Genomic DNA, 26,375 nt, shown 5'->3' on the forward strand with positions numbered 1-26,375 from the left:
ATATGCGGGTGAAGGGAGTCGAACCCCCACGCCGTAAGGCGCTAGATCCTAAGTCTAGTGCGTCTGCCAATTCCGCCACACCCGCGTTTAAATGGTGAGCCATAGAGGATTCGAACCTCTGACCCTCTGATTAAAAGTCAGATGCTCTACCAACTGAGCTAATGGCTCTTGAGAAGGTGCCGGCCAGAGGACTTGAACCCCCAACCTACTGATTACAAGTCAGTTGCTCTACCAGTTGAGCTAGGCCGGCTATTTAAATGGTGGAGAATGACGGGTTCGAACCGCCGACCCTCTGCTTGTAAGGCAGATGCTCTCCCAGCTGAGCTAATTCTCCAAATATATATTGCCTGGCAACGTCCTACTCTTGCGGAACGTAAGTCCGACTACCATCGGCGCTAAAGAGCTTAACTTCTGTGTTCGGCATGGGAACAGGTGTGACCTCTTTGCCATTGTCACCAGACAATATTTTAAATTATTTAATTATGTGCGTTTCAATAACTCACTTAAATTATTTTAACTTCTTTCGTTAACATTTGCAATAGTCAATTTTACACTCAGTTAAAATCTTTTTTACAAAATTGTAACGCGTTCTTTTTGACGACCCTTTAATATTACTACATTCGGTCTTTTATGTCAACACTTATGTATCATCTTTTTCAAGAATTTATATTCATGCAAGATTGCTCATAAAACGTTGCTTTATTTCGTAGAACAATTAACAATTATACAGGGTTTTGAAAATTATGCAAGTGCTTTGCGAAAGTTTTTTAAAAGATATTTACATTTGCCGACCTCCCTCTCTTTTTATAAGAAATCATGTGCTTTTTGAGGCCCTTTATACATATAAAAGCAGGCGTGTCTTAAAAGGTGACACGCCTGCTTAATTATTCATTTTGTTAAGTACTCAGCTTATTTTTGACGCATGTATGGGAATAATAATACGTCTCTGATAGATGGTGAGTTTGTTAATAACATAACAAGGCGATCGATACCAATACCTAAACCACCAGTTGGAGGCATACCGTATTCTAATGCTTCGATATAGTCTTCGTCCATCTCGTGTGCTTCGTCATTACCTTGTTCTTTTTCTTTCAATTGCGCTTCGAAACGTTCTCTTTGGTCAATTGGATCATTCAACTCAGTGAATGCATTCGCATGTTCACGACCCACGATGAATAATTCGAAACGATCTGTGAAACGAGGATCTTCCGGATTTTTCTTAGCTAATGGTGAAATTTCAATCGGATGACCATATACGAAAGTAGGTTGAATTAATGTTTCTTCTACTTTTTGTTCAAAGAATTCATTTAAGATATGACCATATGTCATATGATCTGTAATTTCAATGTTATGTTCTTTAGCTAATGCACGTGCTTCATCATCAGATTTTACATCATAGAAGTTTACACCTGTTGCTTCTTTAACAGCGTCTACAATGTGTACACGTTTCCAGTCAGATTCTAAATCAATTTCATAATCACCGTAAGGGATGACTGCTGTACCTAGTACCGCATTTGAAATATGACGGATTGTACCTTCTGTAATATCCATAATGTCATGGAAATCAGCATATGCCTCATAAAGTTCAATCATTGTGAACTCTGGGTTGTGGCGTGTTGATACACCTTCATTACGGAATACACGGCCGATTTCATATACTTTTTCTAAACCGCCGACGATTAAACGTTTTAAGTGAAGTTCAATCGCAATACGCATATATAGCGTCGCATCTAATGCATTATGGTGTGTCACAAATGGACGTGCTGCTGCACCACCAGGGATTTGATGCATCATTGGTGTTTCTACTTCTAAGAAACCTTTGCTGTTTAAGTAATTACGCATTTCTTGGATGATTTTACTACGGTTGATAAATGTTTCTGTACTTTCTTGGTTTGTAATCAAGTCTAAATAACGTTGACGATAACGTTGTTCAATATCTTGAAGACCATGGAATTTATCTGGTAATGGACGTAATGATTTTGTAAGCATGATGAATGATTTCGCTTTGACGCTTAATTCACCTGTGTTTGTTTTGAACATAACACCTTCAATACCGATAATATCTCCTAAATCTGCCATTTTCCAAATATCAAATTGTTCTTCACCGACTTGGTCTTTACGGACATAAATTTGGATTTGACCAGATAAATCTTGAACGTGCGCAAATCCAGCTTTACCTTTACCACGTTTTGTCATTAAACGACCCGCGATTGAGACATGGCTTTCATCTTCTTTTTCGTGTAATTCTTCTTTAGAGAAAGCATCCCATTTTTCATGTAGTTCAGCTGCGCTCGCTGTACGGTCAAAGCGTTGGCCGAATGGATCAATTCCTAAATCGATTAATTCTTGTAATTTTTGACGGCGGACCTGCATTTGGTCATTCATTTCTTCTGACATGTTATCTCTCCTTATTAAGCTTCTTGTGTTGCTTTATCTGCAGTGATTTCTTTTTGGAAATTCTGCAGGATATCAATCATTTCTTGTTCTGTGTTGGCTTGGTTTAATGCTTTACGGGCTTTTCCGTTGCCTTTAACACCTTTTAGGTACCATGAAGCGTGTTTGCGCATTTCCATAACGCCAACCTTCTCACCCTTTAATTCTACTAGTCGGCGCAGATGTAATAAAGCAATTTCTACTTTTTCTTTCACTGTCGGTTCATCCATCAGCTCGCCTGTTTCTAAATAATGGACTGTACGGTAAATCATCCATGGGTTGCCTAAAGCTTCGCGCCCAATCATCACCGCATCTACGCCAGTTTCATCCAGCATTTTTTGCGCGAGTTCAGGGCTTGTCACATCTCCGTTGCCGATAACTGGAATATTAACCGCTTCTTTCACTTGTCTGATAATATCCCAATCTGCTTTACCTTCATACATTTGCACACGTGTACGGCCATGTAATGAAATCGCAGATGCTCCTGCACGTTCTGCCGCTTTCGCATTTTCCACTGCGTAAATATGATCGTCATCCCAACCAATACGCATTTTGCATGTAACAGGTTTATTGACTTTCTCAACAACTGCAGATACCATTTCATAAATCTTATTAGGGTCAAGCAGCCATCTTGCACCCGCTTCACAACGGATAATCTTATTCACTGGGCACCCCATATTAATATCAATAATATCAGCTGTTGTATTTTGATCAACATAAACTGCAGCTTCGACTAAACTTTCTTTCTCACCGCCGAAAATCTGCAACGATAACGGACGTTCATTTTCATCTATATACAACATATTCATTGTTTTCGGGTTATTGAATAAAATTGCCTTGTCACTGACCATCTCAGCGCAAACTAAACCCGCACCGAACTCTTTGACAGTCAATCTGAATGCAGAGTTGCACACCCCAGCCATAGGAGCGAGTACGACTCTATTGTCGATTTCTACATCTCCAATCTTCCACATAATTATTACCTCTCAATCTATCTCTTACGTTTATTGAACTTTTTTCACAGTTTCGTTAGGAACAGTTATATCTTTAATTTTGGTTTGTGTTCTTGGCTCTATCTTATTTGGTGCAATCTCTTGCAGCGGAATCAAGACAAAAGCACGTTCTGTCATTCGTGGATGCGGAATCGTCAAATCTTGTTCTTCAATGATTTGGTCACCATATAACAGGATATCGATATCTAAAGTACGCGGACCCCAACGTTCTTTACGTACACGATGCAGTTGCTGTTCAATCGCCAAGCCCCTTTCAAGGACGGCTTTTGGTGATAGTTCTGTTTGAATTTCCACACATAAATTTAAAAAATCCGGTTGATCGACATAACCGACAGGCTCAGTTTCATAAAATGATGAAACTTTCACTACTTTAATACCAGATTGTTCATCTAATAAACGTATTGCTTCTTTTAATTGGTTTTCTCGATCTCCGACATTGCTGCCGAGTCCTAAAAATACACCAGTCATTTTGATTCACCCTTGTAATTTCCACACCTACGCCATCATAGTGACCTGGAATCGGCGGTACTTCTTTTGTTATACGTACTTTAGTTTCCAATACCCGATTATAGTGTGAATTTATACGATTTGCAATAAGTGCTGCGAGATGTTCGAGTAAATTTTTAGGTTCCCCTTCCATAATTTCTTTCACATCCGCATAGACTTCCGCATAGTTGATCGTATCTTCTACTTGATCGGACTTTCCTGCTTCAGTTAAATCAGTCGTTAATTCAACATCTACAACAAAGATTTGTCCAATTTCATTTTCTGCTGATATGACTCCATGATAACCATAAAATCTCATACCATTTAAAAATATACGATCTTTCATCGTTCAATCTCCTTTAAATAATCAATGCCATGTGCAATACGCGCATTGAGTTTTACATTATGTACACGTACCGCTTGCACACCTTTCATCACACCATAAGCAGTCGTTGCTGCTGTCATTTCATCACGATCTTCTGGTCCTTCGTCTGAACCCATCATTTCTTTGATGAAGCGTTTACGACTCGTCGCAAGCAATACTGGATATTCTGTCGCAACTAATTCATCCAGTCGCTCCATAACTTCTCGTTCTTCCAATCTCGTTTTCGCAAAGCCGATACCTGGATCAATCCAGATTTTATTCGTCGCAACCCCTGCTGTTTCTGCACGATGTGCTTGTTTTAATAAATAAACTAGCATTTCATCCATGACAGGATCTTCACGTTGTCCATCTCCATTGTGCATCAAGACAATTTCAGCATCGTATTGTGCAACGACTTCAAACATTTTAGGGTCATATAAACCTGCCCATTGGTCATTAATCATTGTTGCACCAGCCTCTAATGCTGCTTTCGCAACTTCACTGCGAAACGTGTCGACAGACAATTGCACATTAAATTCGGAGAGTGCTTTAACAACTGGAATGACGCGTTCTAATTCATCTTCTAATAACACTTCACTGTGCCCTGGTCTTGTGGAAACACCGCCGATATCTACAATGTCGACACCTTCATCCATCATTTCCTTCACACGTGCAACCGCCGCATCTACAGAATTGTATTTGCCGCCGTCAGAAAATGAATCAGGTGTTACATTCAATATGCCCATGATTTTTGTATGTGCCATGTCTCTCTTCCTTTCATCATAACTGTGATACATTATATCAAAATTTTAACATATGACCGACCCCAAGCGTTCAAAAGGTGTTTGAAATGAAAAAACCGCCGTACCATTTCTCAAAAAGAGAAATGCGAACGGCAGTTCATCAATGTTTGACTTATTTACCTTCAAAAGAATATAAAGGTGTAGATAAGTAACGTTCACCATTACTTGGAAGTACAGTTACAACTGTTTTACCTTTACCTAATTCTTTTGCTTTTTCGATTGCCGCATAAATTGCAGCACCTGAAGAAATACCTGCTAAGATACCTTCTTCTTTAGCAACTCTGCGTGAAGTTTCCATTGCAGTTTCGTTGCCGATTTTAACAACTTCATCATAAATGTTTGTGTTTAATGTGTCAGGAACGAAACCTGCGCCTAAACCTTGTAATTTATGAGGGCCTGGTTCGCCGCCGCTTAAGACAGGAGAACCTTCTGGTTCGATTGCTACGATTTGAATGCTAGGGTATTTTTCTTTTAAGACTTTACCTACACCACTTAATGTACCGCCAGTACCGACACCTGCTAAGAATGCATCGATTGTACGGCCTTCGAATTGTTCTACAAGTTCAGGACCTGTTGTCAATTCATGGATAAGCGGGTTCGCTGGGTTTTCGAATTGTTGTGGTTCATAGTAACCATATTCTTCTTTTAATTCTTTTGCTTTTTTAATAGCACCTTTCATTGCTTCAGATCCAGGTGTTAATACAACTTCTGCACCGTATGCTTTTAATAAGTTACGACGCTCTTGACTCATTGTTTCAGGCATTGTGAATACAGCTTTGTACCCTTTTGCTGCTGCAACAAATGCTAAACCGATACCTGTGTTACCACTTGTAGGTTCGACAATTGTATCACCTGGTTTGATTTTTCCTTCTTGTTCAGCACGCTCGATCATCGCTAAAGCGATACGGTCTTTTACTGAACCACCTGGGTTTTGATACTCTAATTTAACATAAACATCTGCAGCATCTTCTGGTACGATATTGTTCAATTTAACTACAGGTGTATCTCCAATCAGTTGTACAATGTTATCTACGGGTTTATTTGCCATAAAAAAACGCTCCTTTATTCTTAAAAGATATTTAATTAAGTCACCAGAACCTCATTAATAATACCCCGAAACAATTCAATTCTGATGCTTAGTCATGCCATTATTTCTATTAAACCTTATCTATTTCATCGGATATTATTATTTTATCAGATTTATACATTGTTCCACAAGTTCATTGTCTCTATTCTTTATTATTTCCTCTTTTCCCATAAAAGAAACGTCTTACACTGTGATTCGTTACAGTAAAAAAGCGAGACGTCTGATCGTCTCGCTTTTCAATGTGTTTATTTAGCATGCAATTCTTCGATTAAACCTTTAAGTTCCGTTTCACTATAGTGATATTTCGTACGGCAGAAATGACATTCTGCTTCTGCACCATGGTCTTCATCAATCATGCTTTGAATTTCAGCTTCACCTAAGCCTTTAATCGCATTTAAGAATTTTTCATGACTGCAGTTACATTCGAATTTCACGGGTACTGTTTCTAAGAATTTCACATGTTCTTTACCTAAAATCTCAGTCAACAGTTCTTCTGGTGATAATCCTTGATCAATCAATTGAGATACTGGTGTCATATGTGTGATGGCTTGTTCAACTTTTTCAATTGTCTCTTCTTTCGCATTCGGCATGACTTGAATAATAAAGCCGCCTGCTGCTTTGATAGAGTTATCTGGATTTACAAGCACACCTAAACCAACAGATGATGGGACTTGTTCACTTGTCGCATAGTAGTATGTGAAATCTTCACCTAGTTCACCTGACACAATCGGGCTTGAACCAGAGAAGTAATCTTTCATCCCTACATCCTTAACAACTGTTAATGTACCGTTTGTACCCACTGCACGTTTCACATCTAATTTACCTTGGTCATTTAATGGGAAATGTGTTTGTGGATTCGTAACGTATGCGCGTACGTCGCCTTTCGCATTCGCATCTGCTACAATACGTCCGATTGGACCTTGGCCATCTACAGTGACAGTTAATTTTTGGTCACCTTTCAACATGGCACCCATCATAACAGTTGCTGTCATTGTACGACCTAATGCTGCTGATGCTGTCGGCCATGTGTAATGTCTTGTTTGTCCTTCTTGCACTGCATGAGTCGTTACCGCTGCATACGCACGGATATCTCCATCAAATGCCAGTGCTTTTACTATATAGTCTTGAGTCATATCTTTTTACGCCTCTTTCTTTCACTTAATTTTCAACATTTATGATTTCATCGTTCAATTATTTTCGTTAAAAAATCTCTTTCTGCGTATTCCTAATGATAGCAGAAAGAGATTTTAATCTACATTATTTAGTTTCAGACAATAGAATCGTCTTATTTATCGTTTCGATGGTCAGAGTCATCTTTGTCTTTAGCTTCATGTGGTGTGTCATCTTCAGCTGCTTCATCAGAATGTTTCGTTTCTTGATGTGCTTCTGATTCTTTTTGACGTTTTTCTTGCTCGTCTACTTCAGCCTCTTCTTCTTGATATTCCTTGTCCTCTTCACGGACTTCTTCAAGGATTTCATCATAAGATTTACCGAATTTACCTTCTTGGAACTCTTCATCACCTTGTTTAACAACTTTCGCTTCATCATAGTTCACTTCAGGTAATTTACCTTCGTAGAATAATGAATGGATTTGTTCACGTACTAATGTTTCTTCTGTCAACAATGTCTTAGCGATAAGTTTAAGTTGATCTTCATGTTCAAGTAGGATTTGTTTACAACGTTCATATTGTTCTTTGATGATACGTTGTACTTCTTTATCGATTTCATAAGCGATTTGACCAGAGTATTCTGGTTCGCCTTGCATATCTTTACCTAAGAACACTTGACCGCCGCTCTTCGTAAACTGCATTGGTCCGAGTTTCTTACTCATACCGTATTCAGTTACCATTGAGCGCGCAATTTGTGTTGCACGTTCGAAGTCGTTTGATGCACCTGTAGACACTTCATTGAAGTTGATATCTTCAGATACACGACCACCGAGCAAGCCGCAAATCTTATCAAGCAATTCTGGCTCTGTCATTAAGAAACGATCTTGTTTTGGTAACATCATCGCATAACCGCCAGCTTGTCCACGCGGTACGATTGTAACTTTGTGTACCACTTCAGCTTCATCAAGTACCATACCGATAATTGTATGTCCTGCTTCATGGTGCGCGACGATATTACGTTCTTTCTCAGAAATAACACGAGATTTCTTAGCTGGACCTGCGATAACACGGTCTGTTGCTTCTTCAATATCTCGCATGTCGATTTTCTTCTTACCGTCACGAACTGCAACTAACGAAGCCTCGTTCAGCAAGTTTTCTAAATCGGCACCAGAGAAGCCTGGTGTTCTTTGCGCAACTGCTTTTAAGTCTACTGTTTCATCTAATGGTTTGTTTCTGGCATGTACATATAGAATCGCTTCACGGCCTTTAACATCTGGACGACCGACTTGGATTTGTCTGTCGAAACGACCTGGACGTAATAACGCTGGGTCAAGGATATCAGGACGGTTTGTTGCCGCAATCATGATAATACCTTCGTTTTCGCCGAAGCCATCCATTTCAACTAATAATTGGTTCAATGTTTGTTCACGTTCATCGTGACCGCCGCCGACACCGGCACCACGTTGACGACCTACTGCGTCAATCTCATCAATGAAGATGATACAAGGTGCGTTTTTCTTCGCGTTATCGAATAAATCACGAACACGGCTGGCACCGACACCGACGAACATTTCAACGAAGTCAGAACCACTGATTGTGAAGAATGGCACGCCTGCTTCACCAGCTACGGCACGGGCAAGCAATGTTTTACCTGTACCTGGAGGACCGACTAAGAGTACCCCTTTAGGGATTCTTGAGCCCATATCTTTGAATTTCTTATTGTCTTTTAAGAAGTCGACAATTTCGATTAATTCTTGTTTTTCCTCGTCTGCACCGGCTACGTCAGAGAAACGTACACGACGTTTTTGGTTGTCGTACATTTTAGCTTTGGATTTACCAAAGTTCATCATACGACCGCCGCCTCCGCCGCCTTGCGCTTGACTAAGGAAGAATATGAATAATAAAGCAATAACCAATACTGGAATCAATGTTGAAAGAATACTAACAAATACGCTTTGTTTTTCTTCTTCTTTAACTGTAAATTTTAAATCTTTTTGTTTTTGTGCTTCACCTGTGACTTTTTGTAAGTCTTTTTCGTTATTATATAGCATCGTTGAAGAATAATCTTCACCGTTCTTGGTCTTTCCAGTGATCATATAAACGTTCTGCTCAGGCTGAACTTCGATTGATTTCAAATCGCCTTTTTCAAGTTTTTCGAAGAACTGTGTATATGATAGTTGTTTCGGCATATTGCCGTTACCATTCAGCCAGGAAAATAAACCGAATATAAAAACGCCAATGATTGCGATTACAAGCACATTGCGAAAAGCTTTCTGCATGCGTTTTTTCCTCCTACTCCAATAATAAAACTAACAAAAATTGTAACACAATATAACTTTTAATGGCTAGTATTTCAACTTTGTAGAAAAAGTAAGCCTACTATAGTATTCATTTGTCGATTATTTTTGATAAATCTCTGGTTTCAATGTTCCGATGTATGGCAAGTTACGGTAAAATTCCGCATAATCCAAGCCGTATCCGACTACGAATTCATCTGGGATTTTTCTGCCTACATATTTTGCTTCGATATCTGCTTTACGACGGTTTGGTTTATCTAGCAATGTGACGATTTCTAAAGAATTCACACGACGAGACTTCAATAGTTCAGTAATTGATTTCAAAGTTGTACCCGTTTCTAGAATATCTTCTACGATTAATACATCTTTATTCTCAATAGAGCTGCCTAAATCTTTTAAGATTTTAACTTCTCCTGTAGATTCTGTACCGCCGTGATAGCTTGATACATCCATAAAATCAATTGCTAAATGTGTATCGATGCGTTTGATTAAATCTGACATGAACATTGCTGAACCTTTTAAAATGCCTACACAAACAAGGTCTTTATCGGCATAATCTTCTGTAATTTTTGCTCCCAGTTCACGGCAGAGTTGCTGGATTTCATCTTCCGTCATCAATATTTCTTTTAAATCTTCCTTCATTTCGGCTACACTCCTAAATTTATTATCTCTAATTTCCCTTCATAATCTGCCGCAGTGTACAACGTACCTACTGCAATAATCTCCCCTTGTTTATTAAGCAATATGGGCAATCGCTCACGTTCAAATTTAGGAACTTTGCGATTGATCATTAAGCGGTTGACTTTCTGATGGCCTTCTTTATTTGGTAGTACGAAGCGATCTCCCGATTGTCTCGAACGTATTACCATTGGGAAGTCCGAACCCTCAATATCATCATGAACTATAATGCGGTATGTACCATAATCATAATAACCTGGTTGTGTAATCCGCTGTGGTGCCGTCTCGTTTTTTGTGCAACCCATTATTATAAATTTATCATACACAATTTGAATATTCCATTTATCTGTCGCATAAATTATCGCTTGAGATTGAGAATTTTCAATTTGCGCAAACCATTCTTTATACGCTTGTTCAGAAATGGGAGCGCCTGATACATAAGCCTCAAGCAATTGATCCAGCACGATTGTTTTTAACGAATGCGACAATCTATTGAATGCAGTACGGTCTACCTGAATCATTTCTGACTCGCGCGCAACGTGTTGTTTAATAAAATCATCTGCTACTTGATGCAGTAAATCGAATTGATCATCATGCCAAGCTTTCAACTTTAACAACTGCGCAGTATCTAGATGGTCATTCGCATCTATGGTTGGAAAAATGCGATTACGAATATCGTTACGTACATAATGATTATCTTGGTTAGACGCATCTTCAAAATACGGCACCTGATACTCAGCTTGATACGCTTTAACAGCTTGTTTATCGGTATGCAGTAAAGGTCTGACTAAGCGATAACCGCTTCTCTCCTCTACTTCCTGCATCCCAAGTCTGCTTCTTGTAGACCGTCCTGTCATAAGACGATAGAAAATCGTCTCTAACTGGTCATCTAAGTGATGTGCTGTCAACAAAACACTAGCACCTAATGCTTTCATTTCAGACTCAAACCAAGCGTAGCGCTTTTGACGTGCATCTTGTTGAATGCTCTTACCTTTATTAGTCAATGCGGATAAATCCAATTCGTGGGTGCGAAGCGGGATATGATGTTGCTGGCAATAACGTTCTAAGAAAGCTGCTTCTTCTAAAGAAGCCAATCTGATTCCGTGGTTGACATGCAGCACGGTCAGTTGGCGATATGTATGATGATAGTGTGTGGTCAACATATGTAATAATACCATGCTGTCGACACCTGTGGAAACCGCTAATGCAAGATGGTCATTTTCAGACCAGCCTTCTGTATAAATATTCATATCCTCACCTCGTCCTCATTTGAAATTTACGCATGCATAAAATTTCAGGCAAAAATAAAAGAGACTGTTCCCTTCGAAACAGTCATCTGCTTTATGTTGAATTATCGTCTTGAACCTCTTCCGCCGCGTCTTGATTCAGCTTGGCGTTTGATAGACGTCATTTTTTCTTCGCTATCTTTTAAGAAGTTGCTTAATTTCTTTTCAAAGTCTTCTGGTTTGTTATGTGATGGTTTGCCATGACCACCATGGCCGCCTCTATGATGTTGTCTTTTCGGACGATCTTTCGCTTTTTTAATTGAAAGACTGATTTTACCGTCGTCAGCAACAGATAGTACCTTAACTTCTACTTCATCTCCAACAGACAAGTGATCTTCCACATTTTCAACATAATTGTCTGCAACTTCACTGATGTGAACTAAGCCACTTTTCCCTCCAGGCAATTCTACAAACGCACCAAATTTTTTGATACCAGTGACTTTCCCTTTAAGCTTGCTTCCTACTTCGATTGACATATCCTAAATAAATCCTCCGATTTCTTTCAATTTTACTTAACTCTATTATATGCTTGTTGTGCTAATTTAACAATAGCATATCAGTTAAAACAGTTAGATATTATACTTTTCTTACATTAAAAACACATTAGACGTTATTTTCCTTCTTTTTTCTTCTCTTCAGGTAATTTAAAAATGACTTCCCCATCATTACTTAAATAATAATCGTCACGTGCGACTTTCTCTATATACTCTTTGTTATTCAAATTATTCAATTGTTCTTTCAAAGCAATTTCTTCATCTTGCTGTTTTTGGAACTTTTCTTCTTTTACTTTACGTTCCTGCGCATCTTCAGCATTGCTTCTTGTTTGAGAGATAACCATGACAGAAAGGACGATAATGATTGCGAGTAAAATCCCCGCAAAGAGCATAATACGACGTTTAACCACACGCTTTTTCATTTCGCGCTGTCTTTTTCTTCGGTTTTCGTTCTCGATATACCTGTTTTCCATATGCTCTACTTTTCTAGCCATGGTATGTCACTCCTTAGTCATTCTCATTAATACGTTCTTCTTTCACTAATTCATACATGCCTTTCGCATTTTCTTTCGACGCATGTTCGCTTAATCCAGTGACACGAATTGTAATCACACGTTGCCCAAAACGAATGACGATTTCGTCACCGATTTTGACATCCGTACCTGCTTTTGCTGTGTTGTTATTCACTTGAACACGGCCTTGGTCACTGACTTCTTTCGCAAGTGTACGGCGTTTGATTAAACGAGATACTTTTAGATATTTGTCTAATCTCACGTTATTCCCCTTCTTTCTTTTCCAACAAAGCTTTTAATTCCGCTTCACTATAGTCTTTATTTTTGACTTCATCATACAACGTCATAAAATGGTCTGCAAATACTTTCTCAAATTTCACACGCGGCGTTTTGCCTTCTTTCGCTTTTGCTTCTGACCAAATATCTTTTAAGTCTTCGATATTTTCTGCTTTTGTGTCCGCAAACACATGCGGATGACGTCGAATCATTTTATCATTTAAACTTTCAATCACTTCAGTGATATCAATATAACCTTCTTTTTTGCCGATAGCCGCATGCAACAGCACTTGCAACAAGATATCGCCCAGTTCTTCAATCATATGCCAGTCATCTTCATGATCGATGGCTTCAAATAATTCAAATGTCTCTTCTAAAAGATAACGTTTCAATGTTTCGTGTGTTTGTACTTTATCCCAAGGGCAACCTTTGTCATCATCTACTAACGTATCAATCACTTTAACCGCATAATCAAAATCACCATGCATTAAAGTTTCATCTTCAATACGCGGAATAAAGACGCTTGTTAAATTACTGAAGATATCATGACGATCTAATTCGTATAAAGGCGTCTCAATTAATGTCGCTCCTGTGTTACGGGCACCATCTACAATATAAACGCTATAATCATCAGGATAACGCTCCATCAATGTCAGCTTTAAATCTCCTGCTGTCATTGCGCTATACACTTGCGTGATCAACGTATGCGTACGGATATTCAGCTGTTCTGCTTTTAAAGCTGTTCCATCTAGTAAAGTGAAGCCTTCATTTGGGTCCACTTGTACCGCTTCAAACACATCATCAATGAAACTCTTACCGCCAAGCACTTTCACTTCAACCTCTGGATGTGACTGCGCATAGGCTGTCAGCAACGCTGTTGTCGTTTCTGCCACACGCGGATGACCTGGTACCACATAAACGACATTTTCTTGTTGTGCCGCTTCAATTAATTGATCAACAATCGCTTGGTACACTGCTTCAAACGCATCATGTGCTTCATATACTGGGTCAAAACTTGACCACTCTAATTGCGGTACTTCTGTTTTTAGCGCCTCAACCACAGGATGATCTAGTGTACGTGCATAAATATGAGTTTGCTGGGTCAAATAGCGGTAAATCCCTAAAGGCAATTCATCTAAACCATAGTTGCCTAAACCTACAATTGTAATGGTATGACTCATCATTTTCGTCCTTTCTTCAAACGGTATAATTTATCTCCGAACGGCATATGCTGCAATTCACGATAAGTTAATAAATTCAATGTCGCAATCGCGATAATAACCATCGCAACACCAACGAGCGCCGCAAGCAGTAATTCTACCATACCTGTTAAACGCCCTTCTGTCGGCGTCATCCACATAATCAGTTGTACTGCCGCAGTCATCGTAACGACTGTCACAAGCAGCTTTGAGACAAAATTACGCATGTGACGCAAGCGATAGAATTGTAACGTTCGCCACTGCAAGATAAACGCAAACAAACATAATGACAGTACCGTACTGACACTTGCCCCGATAATACCGATGTTCGGAATCAATACAAAATTCATTATTAATTTTATAACTGCACCTAAGCCGAAAGCAATCAGAATCAAACGAGATTGTCTGCGTACTTCTAACAAAGCAATATTCACCATAATCAACGAAACACAAATGACCGTCAACATATAAATAACGAGCGTAGCGGTTAAGACATCATTTTTAAAGAACACACGATTCATTAAAGGCAATAAATTCATTAATCCTGCGCCCGCCGCAACACTGATAGTCATCGTAATCTTCAACGTCGCATCCGCATATCGGTTCATACGTTCAAAGCGTTGTTCCGCAAACGCATTGGTTAGTAAAGGAATCAACACAAAACAAAATGTTGTCGTCACAATTAAACCGATTTGAATAAAAGATGCGCCACGGTCATAAATCCCTTTTTGCACAATCGCTTCTTTAAACGATAAGCCATAATACTGCAAGGTGCGAATCACTGAGAAACTGTCCATCAATTGCCATGTCGTCACAATAAGGTGACTCGCTGAAAAGATAATAATCGCTGCAGTCAAACGTTGCCATACGACTTTAGTCATCTCATCTTCACGCAAGGCAAACTCAAATTGAAACGGTCGTTTCACACTTAAGAAGATAGTAGCCGCTAAGAAGCCTAAAGCTGAAGCTAAGATGGCCCAAGTTCCTACTCGATAAATCGACCAATCCAACTGAACAAACACTACAATCAACACCAAGATAATACCGACACGCACAATTTGTTCAATGACTTGTGAAAAAGCCGGCGCATCCATTTGTTGACGTGATTGGAAGCTGCCACGCAAGACACCTAAACAACCGACGACCAAGAAACTGCAACTCGCCATACGGATCATCGGTGTCAGATGCATATCACCCATCAGATGAGCAATGACAGGTGCCAAAATGAAGATTAACGCAAATAAGATGAAACATACACCTTGTATACCAATCATGACATGACTGATTTTACGATGCGTCCAATGTGCACCGAAGTTTTGCGTCACAGCACTCGGTATCGCATTCATCGATAAAATCGTCGCAAGCGACAAAAATGGATATACTTGTTGGTACGCATATAGCCCCGCATCACCGAGTACGTTTTGGTATGGAACACGATATATCGCACTCAGTATTTTGACCATCGCTAACGCCAAAGTCAGAATGACGACACCGCTGAAGGCTGATTTACGCTTCATCTGGAATGACCATACTTTCTTCTAAAGCTTTCATCAAGAATTTCAAGCGGTCAAACCACGCACCTGCTTTTTTATTTTTCATAAGTGTCACAGTCATCGCACCTTCAGACACACCAACTTTCATATCTCTGCCAAGCGGCAACGTCTGTTTAAAGAGTGCTTCACCATTGATATCTTCTGTTCCTTTTTCAGATAGATAAATTTCAATCGCTTTGCCTGTATCTTTAATTCGCGTTACGCCGACATGTAGGGCATGAATACGGATTTCAACGATGTCTAATAGACGTTCTACTTCAACCGGATAATCGTTGAAGCGGTCGATAAGTTCATCTTTGATATCCATTAACTCATTTTCAGTTTCAATCTGACGTAATTTCTTATAGATTTCAATTTTCGATTGTTCATTCGGTATATAAGATGTCGGCAAGTACGCATCAATATTCAATTCAATTTCAATTTCTGGTGTTTCACTTTCTTGTTTAATACCACGTTTTTCATTAACCGCTTCTTCAAGCATTTGTGAATACAAGTCGAAGCCGACAGAATCGATAAAGCCGTGTTGTTGTTTCCCTAATAAATTACCGGCACCACGGATATTCAAGTCACGCATCGCTATTTTGAAACCACTGCCGAGTTCAGTAAATTCTTTGATCGCTTGCAGGCGTTCTTCTGCAGTTTCTGACAATACTTTGTTTGTCGGATGTAAGAAGTAAGTATAACCAACACGAGAAGAACGACCCACACGTCCACGCAATTGATAAAGTTGGCTCAGACCGAAGCGATCTGCTTCTTCAATAATCAACGTGTTCGCATTCGGCACATCGACACCTGTTTCAATAATTGTCGTCGTCACTAAAATATCGTATTCGCCATTGACGAAACCAATCATCGTATCTTCTAGTTCACGTTCTGTCATACGGCCATGTGCCACACCAATGGTCGCATCTGGCATCAACATTTGAAGCTGTTCTCTCTTTTCGTAGATGGATTGTACACGGTTGTATAGATAGAACGCTTGACCGCCACGCGCAAGTTCACGCTCCAAAGCTTCTTTGATAAAGTTCGTGTTTTGTTCTAACACGTAAGTTTGAACTGGGAAGCGGTTTTCTGGTGGCGTTTCAATCACAGACAGGTCACGTACCCCTAACATACTCATATGGAGTGTTCTTGGGATCGGTGTAGCTGTTAAAGTTAAAACATCCACATTCGTTTTCAGTGTTTTAATTCGTTCTTTATGACGAACACCAAAGCGTTGTTCTTCATCGACAACTAATAGACCTAAATCTTTATACTTCACATCTTTTGCGAGTAATTTATGTGTACCCACCACGATGTCGATGATACCGTCTTTTAAACCTTGTTTCGTTTCTTTTATTTCTTTAGGTGTACGGAAGCGGCTCATCAATTGAATATTTACCGGGAAATCTTGCATACGTTCCAACAACGTTTCATAGTGCTGTTGCGCTAGAATAGTCGTTGGTACTAAGAAAGCGACTTGTTTCCCTTCCATGACTGCTTTGAAAGCTGCACGTAATGCCACTTCGGTTTTACCGTAACCGACATCACCACATAACAAGCGGTCCATTGGACGTTCTTTCTCCATGTCTTCTTTGATTTCATCAATAGATTTGGCTTGGTCCGCTGTTAAATCATAAGGGAAGTCCATTTCGAATTCGTGTTGTTGTTCTGTATCCGGTCCGAATTGATGCCCTTCTGCCATCTCACGCTCACGATACAGTTCAATAAGTTCATCCGCAATATCTTCAACACTCTGTTGAACTTTGGCTTTGGTTTTCTTCCACTCTGTACCGCCAAGTTTATTTAATTTAGGCGTTTTATCTTCTGATGCCACATATTTTTGAACTTGATCCATTTGATCAACCGGCACAAAGAGTTGGTCTGTTCCCTTGTATTGAATTTTAATATAGTCTCGGTGTACATCACCGACTTCAAGCGTTTCAACGCCTAAATAACGCCCTACACCATGGTGCACATGAACAACATAATCGCCGACTTTCAAGTCTTGATAAGATTTGATGCGTTCTGCGTTAGTCATCGTCGGTGTACGTTTCTTCGCTTTTTTCTGTTTAGATTTAAACAACTCGCGTTCTGTCACGACCGCAAGCGACATATAAGGCAACTCAAAGCCTTCAGATAGACTGCCTTCGACAATAACTGCGTGTCCACCTTGAATATTCGCACTCGCACCCGCTTCTACAATCGGAATATGCATTTCATTCATCATGGCTTTGACACGTTCTTTTTTCGTTTCTGTTTCGACTAGTACCACAACCGTATAACCGTTATTGATATAACGTTGGAATTCAGAACGCATAATGTCATATTGGCCATAGAATTGTTGGACAGGTTTACTTGAGAATTTGATAATGTGATCTAATTTCACTGGCATACTTGCGGTAAACAGTGTGAAATAAGTGATGTTACGTGTTTTAATCAAGTTTTCAAAGGCATCATCGTCTAAGAAATATTGACCGATAAACCCTTTACCGCTTTCAATCAACTGCTGCATAAAGTCATTGACTTCAGACATCAATGTTTCTTCTGTATCTTTGACACGGTTATATTCATCAACGACGATGATCGCATTATTACTGATGTAATCGACCAATGTCGCAGGTTGTTCGTACATAAAAGCGACCAATCTACGAATCACTTGGTGGTCAATAAAGTTCGTATCAAATTGTAAGAAGCTTTCATACGTATCTTTGACATCTTGACGTACAGCTTTTTCAATTTTAGGACGTGTTGTTTCATAAGCCGTTTTAAGTTCTGTTTTAATACGTTTCAAGACGTCCTCTGTGATGATATAGTCACTTGCTGAAGTGATATGAACATCGTCTTGGTTTGCTTCTGAACGTTGGCTTTCCACATCAAATTGACGAATTGAATCCACTTCAGTATCGAAAAGTTCAATACGTACAGGTTCACCAATCAATGGATAAATGTCAATGATGCCCCCACGAACTGAGAATTCACCGATATGTGACACGACACTTTCTCTGCGATAACCCATATTAACGAGTTTGTTGAAGAATGCATCGACATCAATGTCATCTCCGACTTTCAAAGTGATTTGGTGGTTTTGCCACATCTCTACAGGCGTCTGTAGTTTTTTTAGGCCGTTCAAAGGTATGATAAAGAACCCTCGCTGGCCTTGTGCTAAGGCAGTAAGGGTGCGCACACGTTCGCTCATCAACTGCGGACTTTGTGTGGAGAATTCTTCAGTCATGATGTCTTGAAGCGGATATTTGTATATGTCTTCTGCGTCGATATACTGTTGTAAGTCTGCTTCTAATTTATCTGCTTGGTATAAGTTATTTGTCACCACGACCATCGGGCGATTTGAAGACAGATATTTTTCTGCCATTACTGTCGCTTTCGCTGCACCGGATAAGCCAGTGACTAAGACATTTTCATGTCCAAATACATCGTTTAACTCTTCATATCGTTTATCTTTATTTAAATAATCTGTAATTATTGATTTCACTTAGCCTCACCATTATATTCATTCATCACATGGTCGAAACGCGAACTCGCGATAAAATCTTCCACCGCATGTGCAGAATGTTCTATTACTTTTTGCATTGTTTCCATTTCTTGTTTTGAGAATTTCTGCAAGACATAATCTGGTACAGACATACCGTTGGTCGGTCTTCCGATACCGATACGGATACGTTTGAATTGATCTGTACCAAGATGTTGAATAATCGATTTCATACCATTATGACCGCCGGCACTGCCCTTTTGACGTAAACGGACTTGTCCTTGTGCTAAATCCAAATCATCATAGAGCACTAATAAGTCTTCAACATCTACATTATAGTAATCCATTAACGGACCGACAGCTTCTCCTGATAAGTTCATCAAAGTCATCGGTTCAATGAATAATACTTTGTCACCTGCGACACGTTCAATCGTATATGCGCCACGGAATTTTTGTTTATCTAACTTTAATTGATTAGATTCCAATAAATAATCTATTACTTCAAACCCGATATTATGTCTGGTTTGTTCAAATCGTTTACCGATATTGCCTAATCCGACAATACACTTCATGCTTTTCTGCCTCCATCTCTTCTTTTCTTTTGATTTGGCATCGGTCATCTACACCGATGTCTATGTATCGCTTTATTCCCTATATTAACACAAATCAGGATAAACCCTGACACGTAAAGCATGTAATATGACGCAATAAAAAAAGCCGATCACACAAAAATGTGAACGGCACAAATATAAGAAAAAATTATTCTTCTTCTTCGTCTTCTTTGTTTTCTCCAACAACTTCTGGTTCTGGAGTATCAGCGTCGCCTGCTTCAACTTCTTGGATTTCTTCTTCGCTTGGTCCTTGAGTTGGAGGTGTTACAGTTACAACTGTATCTTCAGGGTCGTTTTCGATTGTGAAGTCGCCTGTTACTTTCAAGTCTTGAACTGCGATAGTGTCACCGATTTCTAATTCAGTGATATCTGCTTCAAGATATTCAGGAATGTTATCTGGAGTTGCAGTAACTTCAACGTAGAATAACGGTTGGTCAACTACGCCGCCTTCTTTAGCGCCTACTGCTTCACCAACTAAGTGTACAGGTACTTCAACAGTACGTTCTTCAGTCATGTTGATTGCTAAGAAGTCGATGTGTGTAACTTGGTTTTTAAGTGGGTCGTATTGGTAGTCAGCTACCATTACTTTGATTGTTTTAGAACCTACACCTAAGTCAATAACACCGTTACGTCCAACTTCACGGATAACTTTGATGAATTCTACTTCATCAACTTTAACTGATACGTTTTTTTGGCCGTAACCATACATAACTGCTGGTACTTTACCTGAGTTTCTGATTGCTGTTAAATCAGAACGTCTTTGTTTACCTTGACGGATAATAGACTTTAATGAAGCCATTTCCTTTTTCCACCTTTCGTATATGAGATATCAGATCGTTGCTTATAATAAGCGTTCAATAGTCAATCTCTCCGGCACTTGCCCATCGGTTGTTTGACCGCTTGCAAGTGTTTGATATGTTCGTTACAGAAAGTCACGAACGGAATTATTATACACATTTTTACAAATTACGTCAACTGCTCATTTGATTTAATACCGTGAAAATGAAAAAACTGCAGCCAAAGACTGCAGTTTTAATCATTAGTCGAATAATACACTCACTGATTCTCTTTCGTAAACACGAACGATTGCTTGAGCAATTAATCCAGCAATTGATAATTCAGTTGTGTTTTCTGGTTTGCGACCATCGTCAAGGCGGATTGAGTTTGTCACAATCAATTCTTTGATTGCTGAGTTTTCAATACGTTCTTTCGCTGGTCCAGAAAGTACAGCGTGTGAACAACAAGCATAAACTTCTTTAGCACCTTTGTCTTTCAACGCTTGTGCTGCTAATGTGATTGTTCCAGCTGTGTCGATAATGTCGTCAATGATAATTGCAGTACGTCCATCAATATCACCTACGATATTCATAACTTCTGCAACGTTTGGTTTTGGACGACGTTTGTCGATAATTGCGATTGGTGTTTTCAAAATGTCTGCTAATTTACGTGCGCGTGTCACGCCGCCGTGGTCTGGTGAAACCACAACTGTTTCTTCTGGGTCGATATCAGGATTGCTCTTGAAGTATTCCGCAAGAATCGGTACACCCATTAAGTGATCGATTGGAATATCGAAGAATCCTTGAATTTGTGGTGCGTGCAAGTCTAAAGCGATCATACGGTCTGCGCCTGCTACTTGAATCAAGTTAGCAACTAATTTCGCAGTAATCGGCTCACGGCTGCGTGCTTTACGGTCTTGACGTGCATAACCATAATAAGGAACCACAATGTTAATTGTTGCCGCAGAAGCACGTTTACATGCATCTATCATAATCAACAGTTCCATTAAATGTACGTTAACTGGATAAGATGTAGGTTGGATAATGAAGACGTCGCAACCTCGGATACTTTCTTCAATATTGATTTGGATTTCGCCGTCACTGAAACGTTTTACCGAACATTTCCCTAATTCAATTCCAATGTTATCCGCTACTTCACGTGCAAGCGGCTCATTTCCTTTCAACGAGAAAATCTTTAAAGATGAATTTTTATATTCATTAGCTAACATTTATAGTCCTCCATTTATTTGCATTCATGCGTCGTTCAGGTCGAACTGATACATAACATCCTATTTAATTTTACTGAATTGGACAAGATACATCAATAGTTGTTAGTCGTTATTTTTATTTAAATAGCCTGGTTTTGTTGTTTGTCTTGCGCGTGCAAGGGCTAAACTGTCATTTGGAATATCGTCTGTAATCGTTGAGCCAGCGGCGATTAAGACACCATCACCGACTGTTACAGGTGCAACTAGATTTGTGTTGCAACCGATAAATGAATCTTTTCCGATAATTGTTTTAAATTTATTTTTACCATCGTAATTGACTGTAATCGAACCACAACCGACATTCGTACGTTCGCCGATTTCAGCATCTCCGATGTAACTTAAGTGCGATACTTTCGCACCATCTTTAAGTTCTGCTTTCTTCACTTCGACAAAGTTGCCGACTTTCACTTCATTACCTAAATGTGCGTTTGGTCTTAATTGTGCGAATGGACCTACTGTTGTATCATCGCCGACTGTCGCATCATTGACCACTGATTGTTTAATTGTCGTACGATTACCGATAGTACTGTTATTAACATCTGAGTATTGACCGATAACTGTATCTTCACCGATGACAGTGCCTTTACCTAAATGCACACCTGGTTCAATAATTGTATCCATACCAATTTGTACATCGGCTTCAATATACGTTGAAGCTGGATCAATTAAAGTGACACCATTACGCATATGATACTCATTCACTCGTTCACGATAAGCCGCTTCTGCTTTACTTAACGCAACACGGTCGTTCACTCCCATAATTTCATCAAAGTCATCTGTACGATAAGCGTCTGCGATTTTACCCGCTTCAAGCGCTAACGTAATGACATCTGGTAAATAATATTCACCTTGTGCATTATCGTTTTTAACTTTTTCTAATAACTCGAATAATAAAACATTATCGAATGCGAAAATACCTGTACTGATTTCATCGATTTCGCGTTCAGCTTCTGTCGCATCTTTTTGTTCTACAATTTTAGCCAAACGGCCATCTTGATCTCTGACAATACGACCATATCCGAATGGATTGTCAGCTGTCGCAGACAGCACTGTAACACCTGCTTGTTGTGCTTCATGGTAATCTGCCAAAGCTTTTAATGTTTCAGGTGTGATAAGCGGAGTATCGCCGCACACGACCAACGTTGTGCCTTCTTTACCTTTCAATTCATCAGCTGCCATTTTCACAGCGTGCGCTGTACCTAATTGTTCCTCTTGGAAACTATAAGATGATTGACTTCCTAAAGTTTCTTTCACACTTTCAGCACCGTGTCCGACGATTGTGACAATTTCATCTGTTCCTGCTTGTTTCACGCTGTCGACCACATGCTCAATCATACTTTTGCCCGCTACTTTATGTAGCACTTTGTAAAGTTTCGATTTCATTCTGGTACCTTTACCAGCTGCTAATACTACCGCATATCTCTGCATGACTGCGAACCCTCCAATAATTTTACACTTCGTTATTATTATAAATTAAGGTAAGTTGCACTTTCAAGACTCACCCTTACATCCGTTTGAGGAGATAAGCTGAACAAGTCCGTTTTATCATAGCATATCTTTTTAATATTTTACACAATATTGTTCGGCGATAAAAAAGACTCGTGTATTCAAGTTATCCAGCCCATCAAATGGTATAAAAAACCCTCGATCACATGACCGAGGGTTTAAAAGTTACATTTCTATCTTTAAGCTTTTAATTAAGCTTCTTCGTTATCATTATCTTCTGATTCTGATGGTTTCGCATTCTTATCTGGAATGACTTCATCAGTTTCATCATATACTTTCATCACTGCATCTTGAATTTCTTGTCTCATATCTGAATTAATCGGATGCGCGATGTCACGGAATTCACCATCTGGTGTGCGTTTGCTCGGCATTGCGACGAATAGACCTGAGTTGCCTTCAATTACACGCAAATCATGGACTACGAATGCGTCGTCTAGTGTGATTGACACTAGTGCTTTCATTCTTCCATCAGTTTGTATTTTTCTAAGTCTTACATCTGTCACTTTCATGTAGTGAGCCCCCCTAGTATATCTCTCTATTGTCTTATAGAAGCTTACAATATTTAATTAAAAATTATTTTCCTTTAACTTGAGCGATAACCTCAATCTCAACCTTTACGTCTTTTGGCAGACGCGCAACTTCCACACAGCTTCTTGCTGGTTTATGCGCATCGAAGTATAAGCCGTAAACTTCGTTGATTTCTTGGAAATCGTTCATATCTTTAATAAAGATATTTGCTTTAATCACTGAATCCATATCGGCACCCGCTTCTTGTAAAACCGCTTTAAGGTTTTCAAGTACTTGACGCGTTTGTACCTGTACTTCATCACTGACAAGTTCATTAAATTCATTTAGTGGAATCTGTCCTGAAGTGTAAACCAAATCATTCACGACAACTGCGTGTGAATAAGGGCCTAAAGCTTCAGGCGCTTTATTACTGTGAATCGTCTTCATGTTGTTGACCGCTCCTTTATGAGAATTTAGATAAAACATTGCCTTGTTCGACTTTAAAGTCCTGATTGTATTCATCTACATCAGACAGTCTTACCAAGGAAGTATAATCTTCAATCAATCTTTGTTTGACTTCTTTAGATTCTACAAGTACTGATACCCCCTTGACATGCGCTTTAAACTCATTCATTAAATTCATCACGCCATTTATCGAGCCGCCCGCGCGCATAAAGTCATCGACAATTAATACATTCGAATTTTCTTTTAATGTGCGTTTCGACAAGACCATTGTTTCGATCTTGCGCGAAGAACCCGATACATAGTTGATAGAGACTGTAGAACCCTCAGTTACTTTATTATCCTTTCGAATAACAACTACTGGTAAATTTAATACATTTGCTACGGCATTGGCAAGAGATATCCCTTTTGTCGCAATCGTCACAATCGCATCTAAGTCTTCATCCATATAAATTGTCGCAATCAAACGTCCAACTTTATTCAACAATTCTGGATTGCCCATCAAGTCGGATAGGAATAAATATCCACCTGGCAATAAGCGCTCTTTTTCTTGAAGATGTACAATCACTTCATCAATCACTTGTTCTGCTTCTTCTTTGCTCATTGTCGGACGATATGTCACACCACCGCTTGCACCTGCAGTCGTAATCACTGTACCCAGCTTTTCTTTATGCAAGGTTTCGCGAACAATGTGGATGTCCTCACTGATTGATGATTTCGCTTGTTTAAATTTCTTCACAAAATGCGTCAATGGTATCAACTTGTTTGGATGGCTCATCAAATAATGAGTCATATACACAATGCGTTCGCTTCGTTTATAACGCAAGAGAATCCTTCCTTTCTTAACCTAGTAATCTGACTAAATAAACCTCGTTACAGCACCCGTGAACCGCGTTATATATGTTTTGTGCTTGCTTATAATGTTTCGCTAAGCTATATACCGTCGGGCCGCTGCCGCTCATCAACGCGCCATCTGCACCGCTGTTAAGCATATTTTGTTTCAGCTTTTGAATGTCTGGATGCATGTCCATGGAAATCGCTTCTAAGCTATTAGATAACGACGCACAGATTTGCTTATAATCTCCGTCTTCAATTGCTTTGATACATGCATCTGATTGTGTCGCTTGCTGCGGTGTTTCTTCAATATGCAACGCTTGAAACACACAAGGTGTTGAAATGCCGACGTTCGGCTTTGCGATGACTACCCAAGCTTTCGGTGGGCGTTTCAACAAACGTACTTTTTCACCATGTCCTGTACATACCGCTGTTTTGCTGTAAATACAAAAAGGCACATCGGAACCGACCTGACTTGCCAAACGACTTAAATCATCTAAGGACAAACCAAGTTCAAATAACCGATTCATTGCACGCATTGTGGCTGCCGCATCAGCAGAACCACCGCCAAGGCCTGCTGACACTGGGATTTCCTTTTCCAGCACAATCGTCACACCTTGTTGGATTTGATATGTTTCTTTCATCAGCATTGCTGCTTTATACGCTAAATTCTTCGCGTTTTCAGGCACAAAATTATAATCCACTTGTACAACAACACGTTGATCTTCACGCTTTTCAACAGTAACGCGGTCATTCAAGTCCACCGTTGTCATTACCATTTCAACTTCATGAAACCCATCATTTCTTTTATAAAGTGCATCTAAAGTGAAGTTAATTTTGGCAGGTGCCTTTTCATATATCATCTTACCGCCCACCTTTACTGTTAAATTTGCTTTAGTTCAGAAATGTCTGCTTCGCCTATCAGGCGACGAGAGAGGTTCCCTCTTCTTTCACAGCATTAAAATGACGTTCATCATTTGCATTAGTGTTATTATAACACGAACATTACCATATATCACAGTGCTTAATGTTATGAAAATGAAAAAGTTTTAACTAAGTTGCGAAGATGTTTTATATTCACGCTTCGTAAAGAGATACTTGCTGTTACTCAACTTCATACCTATGCATACAAATTGAAAATTTAACATAGGAATTCCAATTTTCGATTCACAAAGCAATCCGCACCATTACACAGCAAATAGCAAAACCACTACCACAAACTTAAAACTCTGTATAATGACTGGCACAATCTGTTCAAGTATTCAGAAGACCTTTGAGATCTGAAAATCCTCAAACTTAAAATAAAGCAAAATAAAAAGGCTCTCTGTCAAATAGGACTGGTGAGCAAAAAC

The 26,375-nt window shown here is 39.4% G+C and carries 23 protein-coding genes, 4 tRNA genes, 1 rRNA gene and 1 pseudogene; all 29 read right to left on the reverse strand.

Going from position 1 to position 26,375, the window contains the following annotated elements:
* Window positions 1-3: 3 nt before the first annotated feature.
* The 29 genes and pseudogenes from HMPREF3031_RS11930 to ispE all read right to left on the reverse strand — a co-directional run bounded on the left by HMPREF3031_RS11930 (window position 4) and on the right by ispE (window position 25,886).
* Window positions 4-85, reverse strand: a tRNA-Leu gene (locus HMPREF3031_RS11930).
* Window positions 86-92: 7 nt separating this feature from the next.
* A tRNA-Lys gene (locus HMPREF3031_RS11935) sits at window positions 93-168 on the reverse strand.
* 9 nt (window positions 169-177) lie between these two features.
* A tRNA-Thr gene (locus tag HMPREF3031_RS11940) sits at window positions 178-250 on the reverse strand.
* Window positions 251-258: 8 nt separating this feature from the next.
* Window positions 259-334: transfer RNA gene (locus HMPREF3031_RS11945), tRNA-Val, on the reverse strand.
* Window positions 335-345: 11 nt separating this feature from the next.
* Window positions 346-460, reverse strand: a 5S ribosomal RNA gene (gene rrf, locus HMPREF3031_RS11950).
* 449 nt (window positions 461-909) lie between these two features.
* On the reverse strand, window positions 910-2,397 hold the full coding sequence (gene lysS / locus HMPREF3031_RS11955) for a lysine--tRNA ligase (RefSeq protein ID WP_002481933.1): 1,488 nt from the start codon (window positions 2,395-2,397) through the stop codon (window positions 910-912).
* Between the two features lie 14 nt (window positions 2,398-2,411).
* Window positions 2,412-3,407 (reverse strand): tRNA dihydrouridine synthase DusB, encoded by a 996-nt coding sequence (gene dusB, locus HMPREF3031_RS11960; protein WP_023016266.1) that lies wholly within the window; start codon window positions 3,405-3,407, stop codon window positions 2,412-2,414.
* 30 nt (window positions 3,408-3,437) lie between these two features.
* Window positions 3,438-3,914, reverse strand: a complete 477-nt coding sequence (gene folK, locus HMPREF3031_RS11965; protein WP_070724984.1) for a 2-amino-4-hydroxy-6-hydroxymethyldihydropteridine diphosphokinase — start codon at window positions 3,912-3,914, stop codon at window positions 3,438-3,440.
* A gap of 4 nt (window positions 3,915-3,918) precedes the next feature.
* Window positions 3,919-4,278, reverse strand: a pseudogene (folB, locus tag HMPREF3031_RS11970) (dihydroneopterin aldolase); the annotation flags it as partial.
* Window positions 4,275-5,060: a dihydropteroate synthase gene (gene folP, locus HMPREF3031_RS11975; RefSeq protein WP_002481929.1), complete on the reverse strand. Its 786-nt coding sequence runs from the start codon at window positions 5,058-5,060 to the stop codon at window positions 4,275-4,277. The gene folP and the pseudogene folB, both read right to left, overlap by 4 nt.
* 151 nt (window positions 5,061-5,211) lie before the next feature.
* Entirely contained in the window at window positions 5,212-6,147 is a 936-nt protein-coding gene (cysK, locus tag HMPREF3031_RS11980) for a cysteine synthase A (RefSeq protein WP_002481928.1), read from the reverse strand.
* Window positions 6,148-6,431: 284 nt separating this feature from the next.
* Window positions 6,432-7,319, reverse strand: coding sequence for an Hsp33 family molecular chaperone HslO (gene hslO, locus HMPREF3031_RS11985; RefSeq protein ID WP_002481927.1), 888 nt, complete (start codon window positions 7,317-7,319; stop codon window positions 6,432-6,434).
* Between the two features lie 152 nt (window positions 7,320-7,471).
* Window positions 7,472-9,574, reverse strand: coding sequence for an ATP-dependent zinc metalloprotease FtsH (ftsH, locus tag HMPREF3031_RS11990; RefSeq protein WP_002481926.1), 2,103 nt, complete (start codon window positions 9,572-9,574; stop codon window positions 7,472-7,474).
* A gap of 120 nt (window positions 9,575-9,694) precedes the next feature.
* On the reverse strand, window positions 9,695-10,234 hold the full coding sequence (gene hpt, locus HMPREF3031_RS11995) for a hypoxanthine phosphoribosyltransferase (RefSeq protein ID WP_002481925.1): 540 nt from the start codon (window positions 10,232-10,234) through the stop codon (window positions 9,695-9,697).
* 5 nt (window positions 10,235-10,239) lie between these two features.
* Window positions 10,240-11,520 (reverse strand): tRNA lysidine(34) synthetase TilS, encoded by a 1,281-nt coding sequence (gene tilS / locus HMPREF3031_RS12000; RefSeq protein ID WP_002481924.1) that lies wholly within the window; start codon window positions 11,518-11,520, stop codon window positions 10,240-10,242.
* A gap of 101 nt (window positions 11,521-11,621) precedes the next feature.
* Window positions 11,622-12,032 carry a S1 domain-containing RNA-binding protein gene (locus HMPREF3031_RS12005; protein WP_002481923.1) on the reverse strand — a complete coding sequence of 137 codons (411 nt, stop codon included), beginning with the start codon at window positions 12,030-12,032 and terminating at the stop codon, window positions 11,622-11,624.
* 134 nt (window positions 12,033-12,166) lie between these two features.
* On the reverse strand, window positions 12,167-12,544 hold the full coding sequence (locus tag HMPREF3031_RS12010; RefSeq protein WP_002481922.1) for an FtsB family cell division protein: 378 nt from the start codon (window positions 12,542-12,544) through the stop codon (window positions 12,167-12,169).
* Between the two features lie 13 nt (window positions 12,545-12,557).
* The gene (locus HMPREF3031_RS12015) at window positions 12,558-12,824 is read right to left on the reverse strand and encodes an RNA-binding S4 domain-containing protein (RefSeq protein WP_002481921.1); all 267 of its coding nucleotides are present in this window, start codon (window positions 12,822-12,824) and stop codon (window positions 12,558-12,560) included.
* A gap of 1 nt (window position 12,825) precedes the next feature.
* A complete protein-coding gene (locus HMPREF3031_RS12020) occupies window positions 12,826-14,019 on the reverse strand; it encodes a MazG nucleotide pyrophosphohydrolase domain-containing protein (RefSeq protein ID WP_037556662.1) in 1,194 nt (397 codons plus the stop codon).
* On the reverse strand, window positions 14,019-15,554 hold the full coding sequence (locus tag HMPREF3031_RS12025; RefSeq protein ID WP_002481919.1) for a polysaccharide biosynthesis protein: 1,536 nt from the start codon (window positions 15,552-15,554) through the stop codon (window positions 14,019-14,021). Before HMPREF3031_RS12025 ends, HMPREF3031_RS12020 begins: the two co-directional genes overlap by 1 nt.
* The gene (gene mfd, locus HMPREF3031_RS12030; RefSeq protein WP_373879101.1) at window positions 15,544-19,053 is read right to left on the reverse strand and encodes a transcription-repair coupling factor; all 3,510 of its coding nucleotides are present in this window, start codon (window positions 19,051-19,053) and stop codon (window positions 15,544-15,546) included. The genes HMPREF3031_RS12025 and mfd overlap by 11 nt, the downstream gene beginning before the upstream one ends.
* Before the next feature lie 5 nt (window positions 19,054-19,058).
* Window positions 19,059-19,631 carry an aminoacyl-tRNA hydrolase gene (gene pth / locus HMPREF3031_RS12035; RefSeq protein ID WP_002481917.1) on the reverse strand — a complete coding sequence of 191 codons (573 nt, stop codon included), beginning with the start codon at window positions 19,629-19,631 and terminating at the stop codon, window positions 19,059-19,061.
* Window positions 19,632-19,818: 187 nt separating this feature from the next.
* Window positions 19,819-20,469, reverse strand: a complete 651-nt coding sequence (locus HMPREF3031_RS12040; RefSeq protein ID WP_002481916.1) for a 50S ribosomal protein L25/general stress protein Ctc — start codon at window positions 20,467-20,469, stop codon at window positions 19,819-19,821.
* Between the two features lie 240 nt (window positions 20,470-20,709).
* Window positions 20,710-21,675, reverse strand: a complete 966-nt coding sequence (locus HMPREF3031_RS12045; RefSeq protein ID WP_002481915.1) for a ribose-phosphate diphosphokinase — start codon at window positions 21,673-21,675, stop codon at window positions 20,710-20,712.
* A gap of 102 nt (window positions 21,676-21,777) precedes the next feature.
* Entirely contained in the window at window positions 21,778-23,142 is a 1,365-nt protein-coding gene (glmU, locus tag HMPREF3031_RS12050) for a bifunctional UDP-N-acetylglucosamine diphosphorylase/glucosamine-1-phosphate N-acetyltransferase GlmU (protein ID WP_002481914.1), read from the reverse strand.
* A 269-nt stretch (window positions 23,143-23,411) separates the two neighbouring features.
* Window positions 23,412-23,729, reverse strand: coding sequence for a septation regulator SpoVG (gene spoVG / locus HMPREF3031_RS12055; RefSeq protein WP_002481913.1), 318 nt, complete (start codon window positions 23,727-23,729; stop codon window positions 23,412-23,414).
* Between the two features lie 64 nt (window positions 23,730-23,793).
* The gene (locus HMPREF3031_RS12060; protein ID WP_002481912.1) at window positions 23,794-24,174 is read right to left on the reverse strand and encodes a RidA family protein; all 381 of its coding nucleotides are present in this window, start codon (window positions 24,172-24,174) and stop codon (window positions 23,794-23,796) included.
* A gap of 16 nt (window positions 24,175-24,190) precedes the next feature.
* Window positions 24,191-25,015: a pur operon repressor gene (gene purR / locus HMPREF3031_RS12065; protein WP_002481911.1), complete on the reverse strand. Its 825-nt coding sequence runs from the start codon at window positions 25,013-25,015 to the stop codon at window positions 24,191-24,193.
* A gap of 16 nt (window positions 25,016-25,031) precedes the next feature.
* On the reverse strand, window positions 25,032-25,886 hold the full coding sequence (gene ispE / locus HMPREF3031_RS12070) for a 4-(cytidine 5'-diphospho)-2-C-methyl-D-erythritol kinase (protein WP_002481910.1): 855 nt from the start codon (window positions 25,884-25,886) through the stop codon (window positions 25,032-25,034).
* Window positions 25,887-26,375: the final 489 nt, after the last annotated feature.

Origin of the sequence: Staphylococcus sp. HMSC072B07, from assembly GCF_001815505.1 — a bacterium.
GTDB classification, from domain to species: domain Bacteria; phylum Bacillota; class Bacilli; order Staphylococcales; family Staphylococcaceae; genus Staphylococcus; species Staphylococcus simulans.

Coding starts and splice junctions, on each gene's coding strand:
- lysS (WP_002481933.1), bottom strand. CDS start 2,397: ATGTCAGAAGAAATGAATGACCAAATGCAGGTCCGCCGTCAAAAATTA.
- dusB (WP_023016266.1), bottom strand. CDS start 3,407: ATGTGGAAGATTGGAGATGTAGAAATCGACAATAGAGTCGTACTCGCT.
- folK (WP_070724984.1), bottom strand. CDS start 3,914: ATGACTGGTGTATTTTTAGGACTCGGCAGCAATGTCGGAGATCGAGAA.
- folP (WP_002481929.1), bottom strand. CDS start 5,060: ATGGCACATACAAAAATCATGGGCATATTGAATGTAACACCTGATTCA.
- cysK (WP_002481928.1), bottom strand. CDS start 6,147: ATGGCAAATAAACCCGTAGATAACATTGTACAACTGATTGGAGATACA.
- hslO (WP_002481927.1), bottom strand. CDS start 7,319: ATGACTCAAGACTATATAGTAAAAGCACTGGCATTTGATGGAGATATC.
- ftsH (WP_002481926.1), bottom strand. CDS start 9,574: ATGCAGAAAGCTTTTCGCAATGTGCTTGTAATCGCAATCATTGGCGTT.
- hpt (WP_002481925.1), bottom strand. CDS start 10,234: ATGAAGGAAGATTTAAAAGAAATATTGATGACGGAAGATGAAATCCAG.
- tilS (WP_002481924.1), bottom strand. CDS start 11,520: ATGAATATTTATACAGAAGGCTGGTCTGAAAATGACCATCTTGCATTA.
- HMPREF3031_RS12005 (WP_002481923.1), bottom strand. CDS start 12,032: ATGTCAATCGAAGTAGGAAGCAAGCTTAAAGGGAAAGTCACTGGTATC.
- HMPREF3031_RS12010 (WP_002481922.1), bottom strand. CDS start 12,544: ATGGCTAGAAAAGTAGAGCATATGGAAAACAGGTATATCGAGAACGAA.
- HMPREF3031_RS12020 (WP_037556662.1), bottom strand. CDS start 14,019: ATGAGTCATACCATTACAATTGTAGGTTTAGGCAACTATGGTTTAGAT.
- HMPREF3031_RS12025 (WP_002481919.1), bottom strand. CDS start 15,554: ATGAAGCGTAAATCAGCCTTCAGCGGTGTCGTCATTCTGACTTTGGCG.
- pth (WP_002481917.1), bottom strand. CDS start 19,631: ATGAAGTGTATTGTCGGATTAGGCAATATCGGTAAACGATTTGAACAA.
- HMPREF3031_RS12040 (WP_002481916.1), bottom strand. CDS start 20,469: ATGGCTTCATTAAAGTCTATTATCCGTCAAGGTAAACAAAGACGTTCT.
- HMPREF3031_RS12045 (WP_002481915.1), bottom strand. CDS start 21,675: ATGTTAGCTAATGAATATAAAAATTCATCTTTAAAGATTTTCTCGTTG.
- glmU (WP_002481914.1), bottom strand. CDS start 23,142: ATGCAGAGATATGCGGTAGTATTAGCAGCTGGTAAAGGTACCAGAATG.
- spoVG (WP_002481913.1), bottom strand. CDS start 23,729: ATGAAAGTGACAGATGTAAGACTTAGAAAAATACAAACTGATGGAAGA.
- HMPREF3031_RS12060 (WP_002481912.1), bottom strand. CDS start 24,174: ATGAAGACGATTCACAGTAATAAAGCGCCTGAAGCTTTAGGCCCTTAT.
- ispE (WP_002481910.1), bottom strand. CDS start 25,886: ATGATATATGAAAAGGCACCTGCCAAAATTAACTTCACTTTAGATGCA.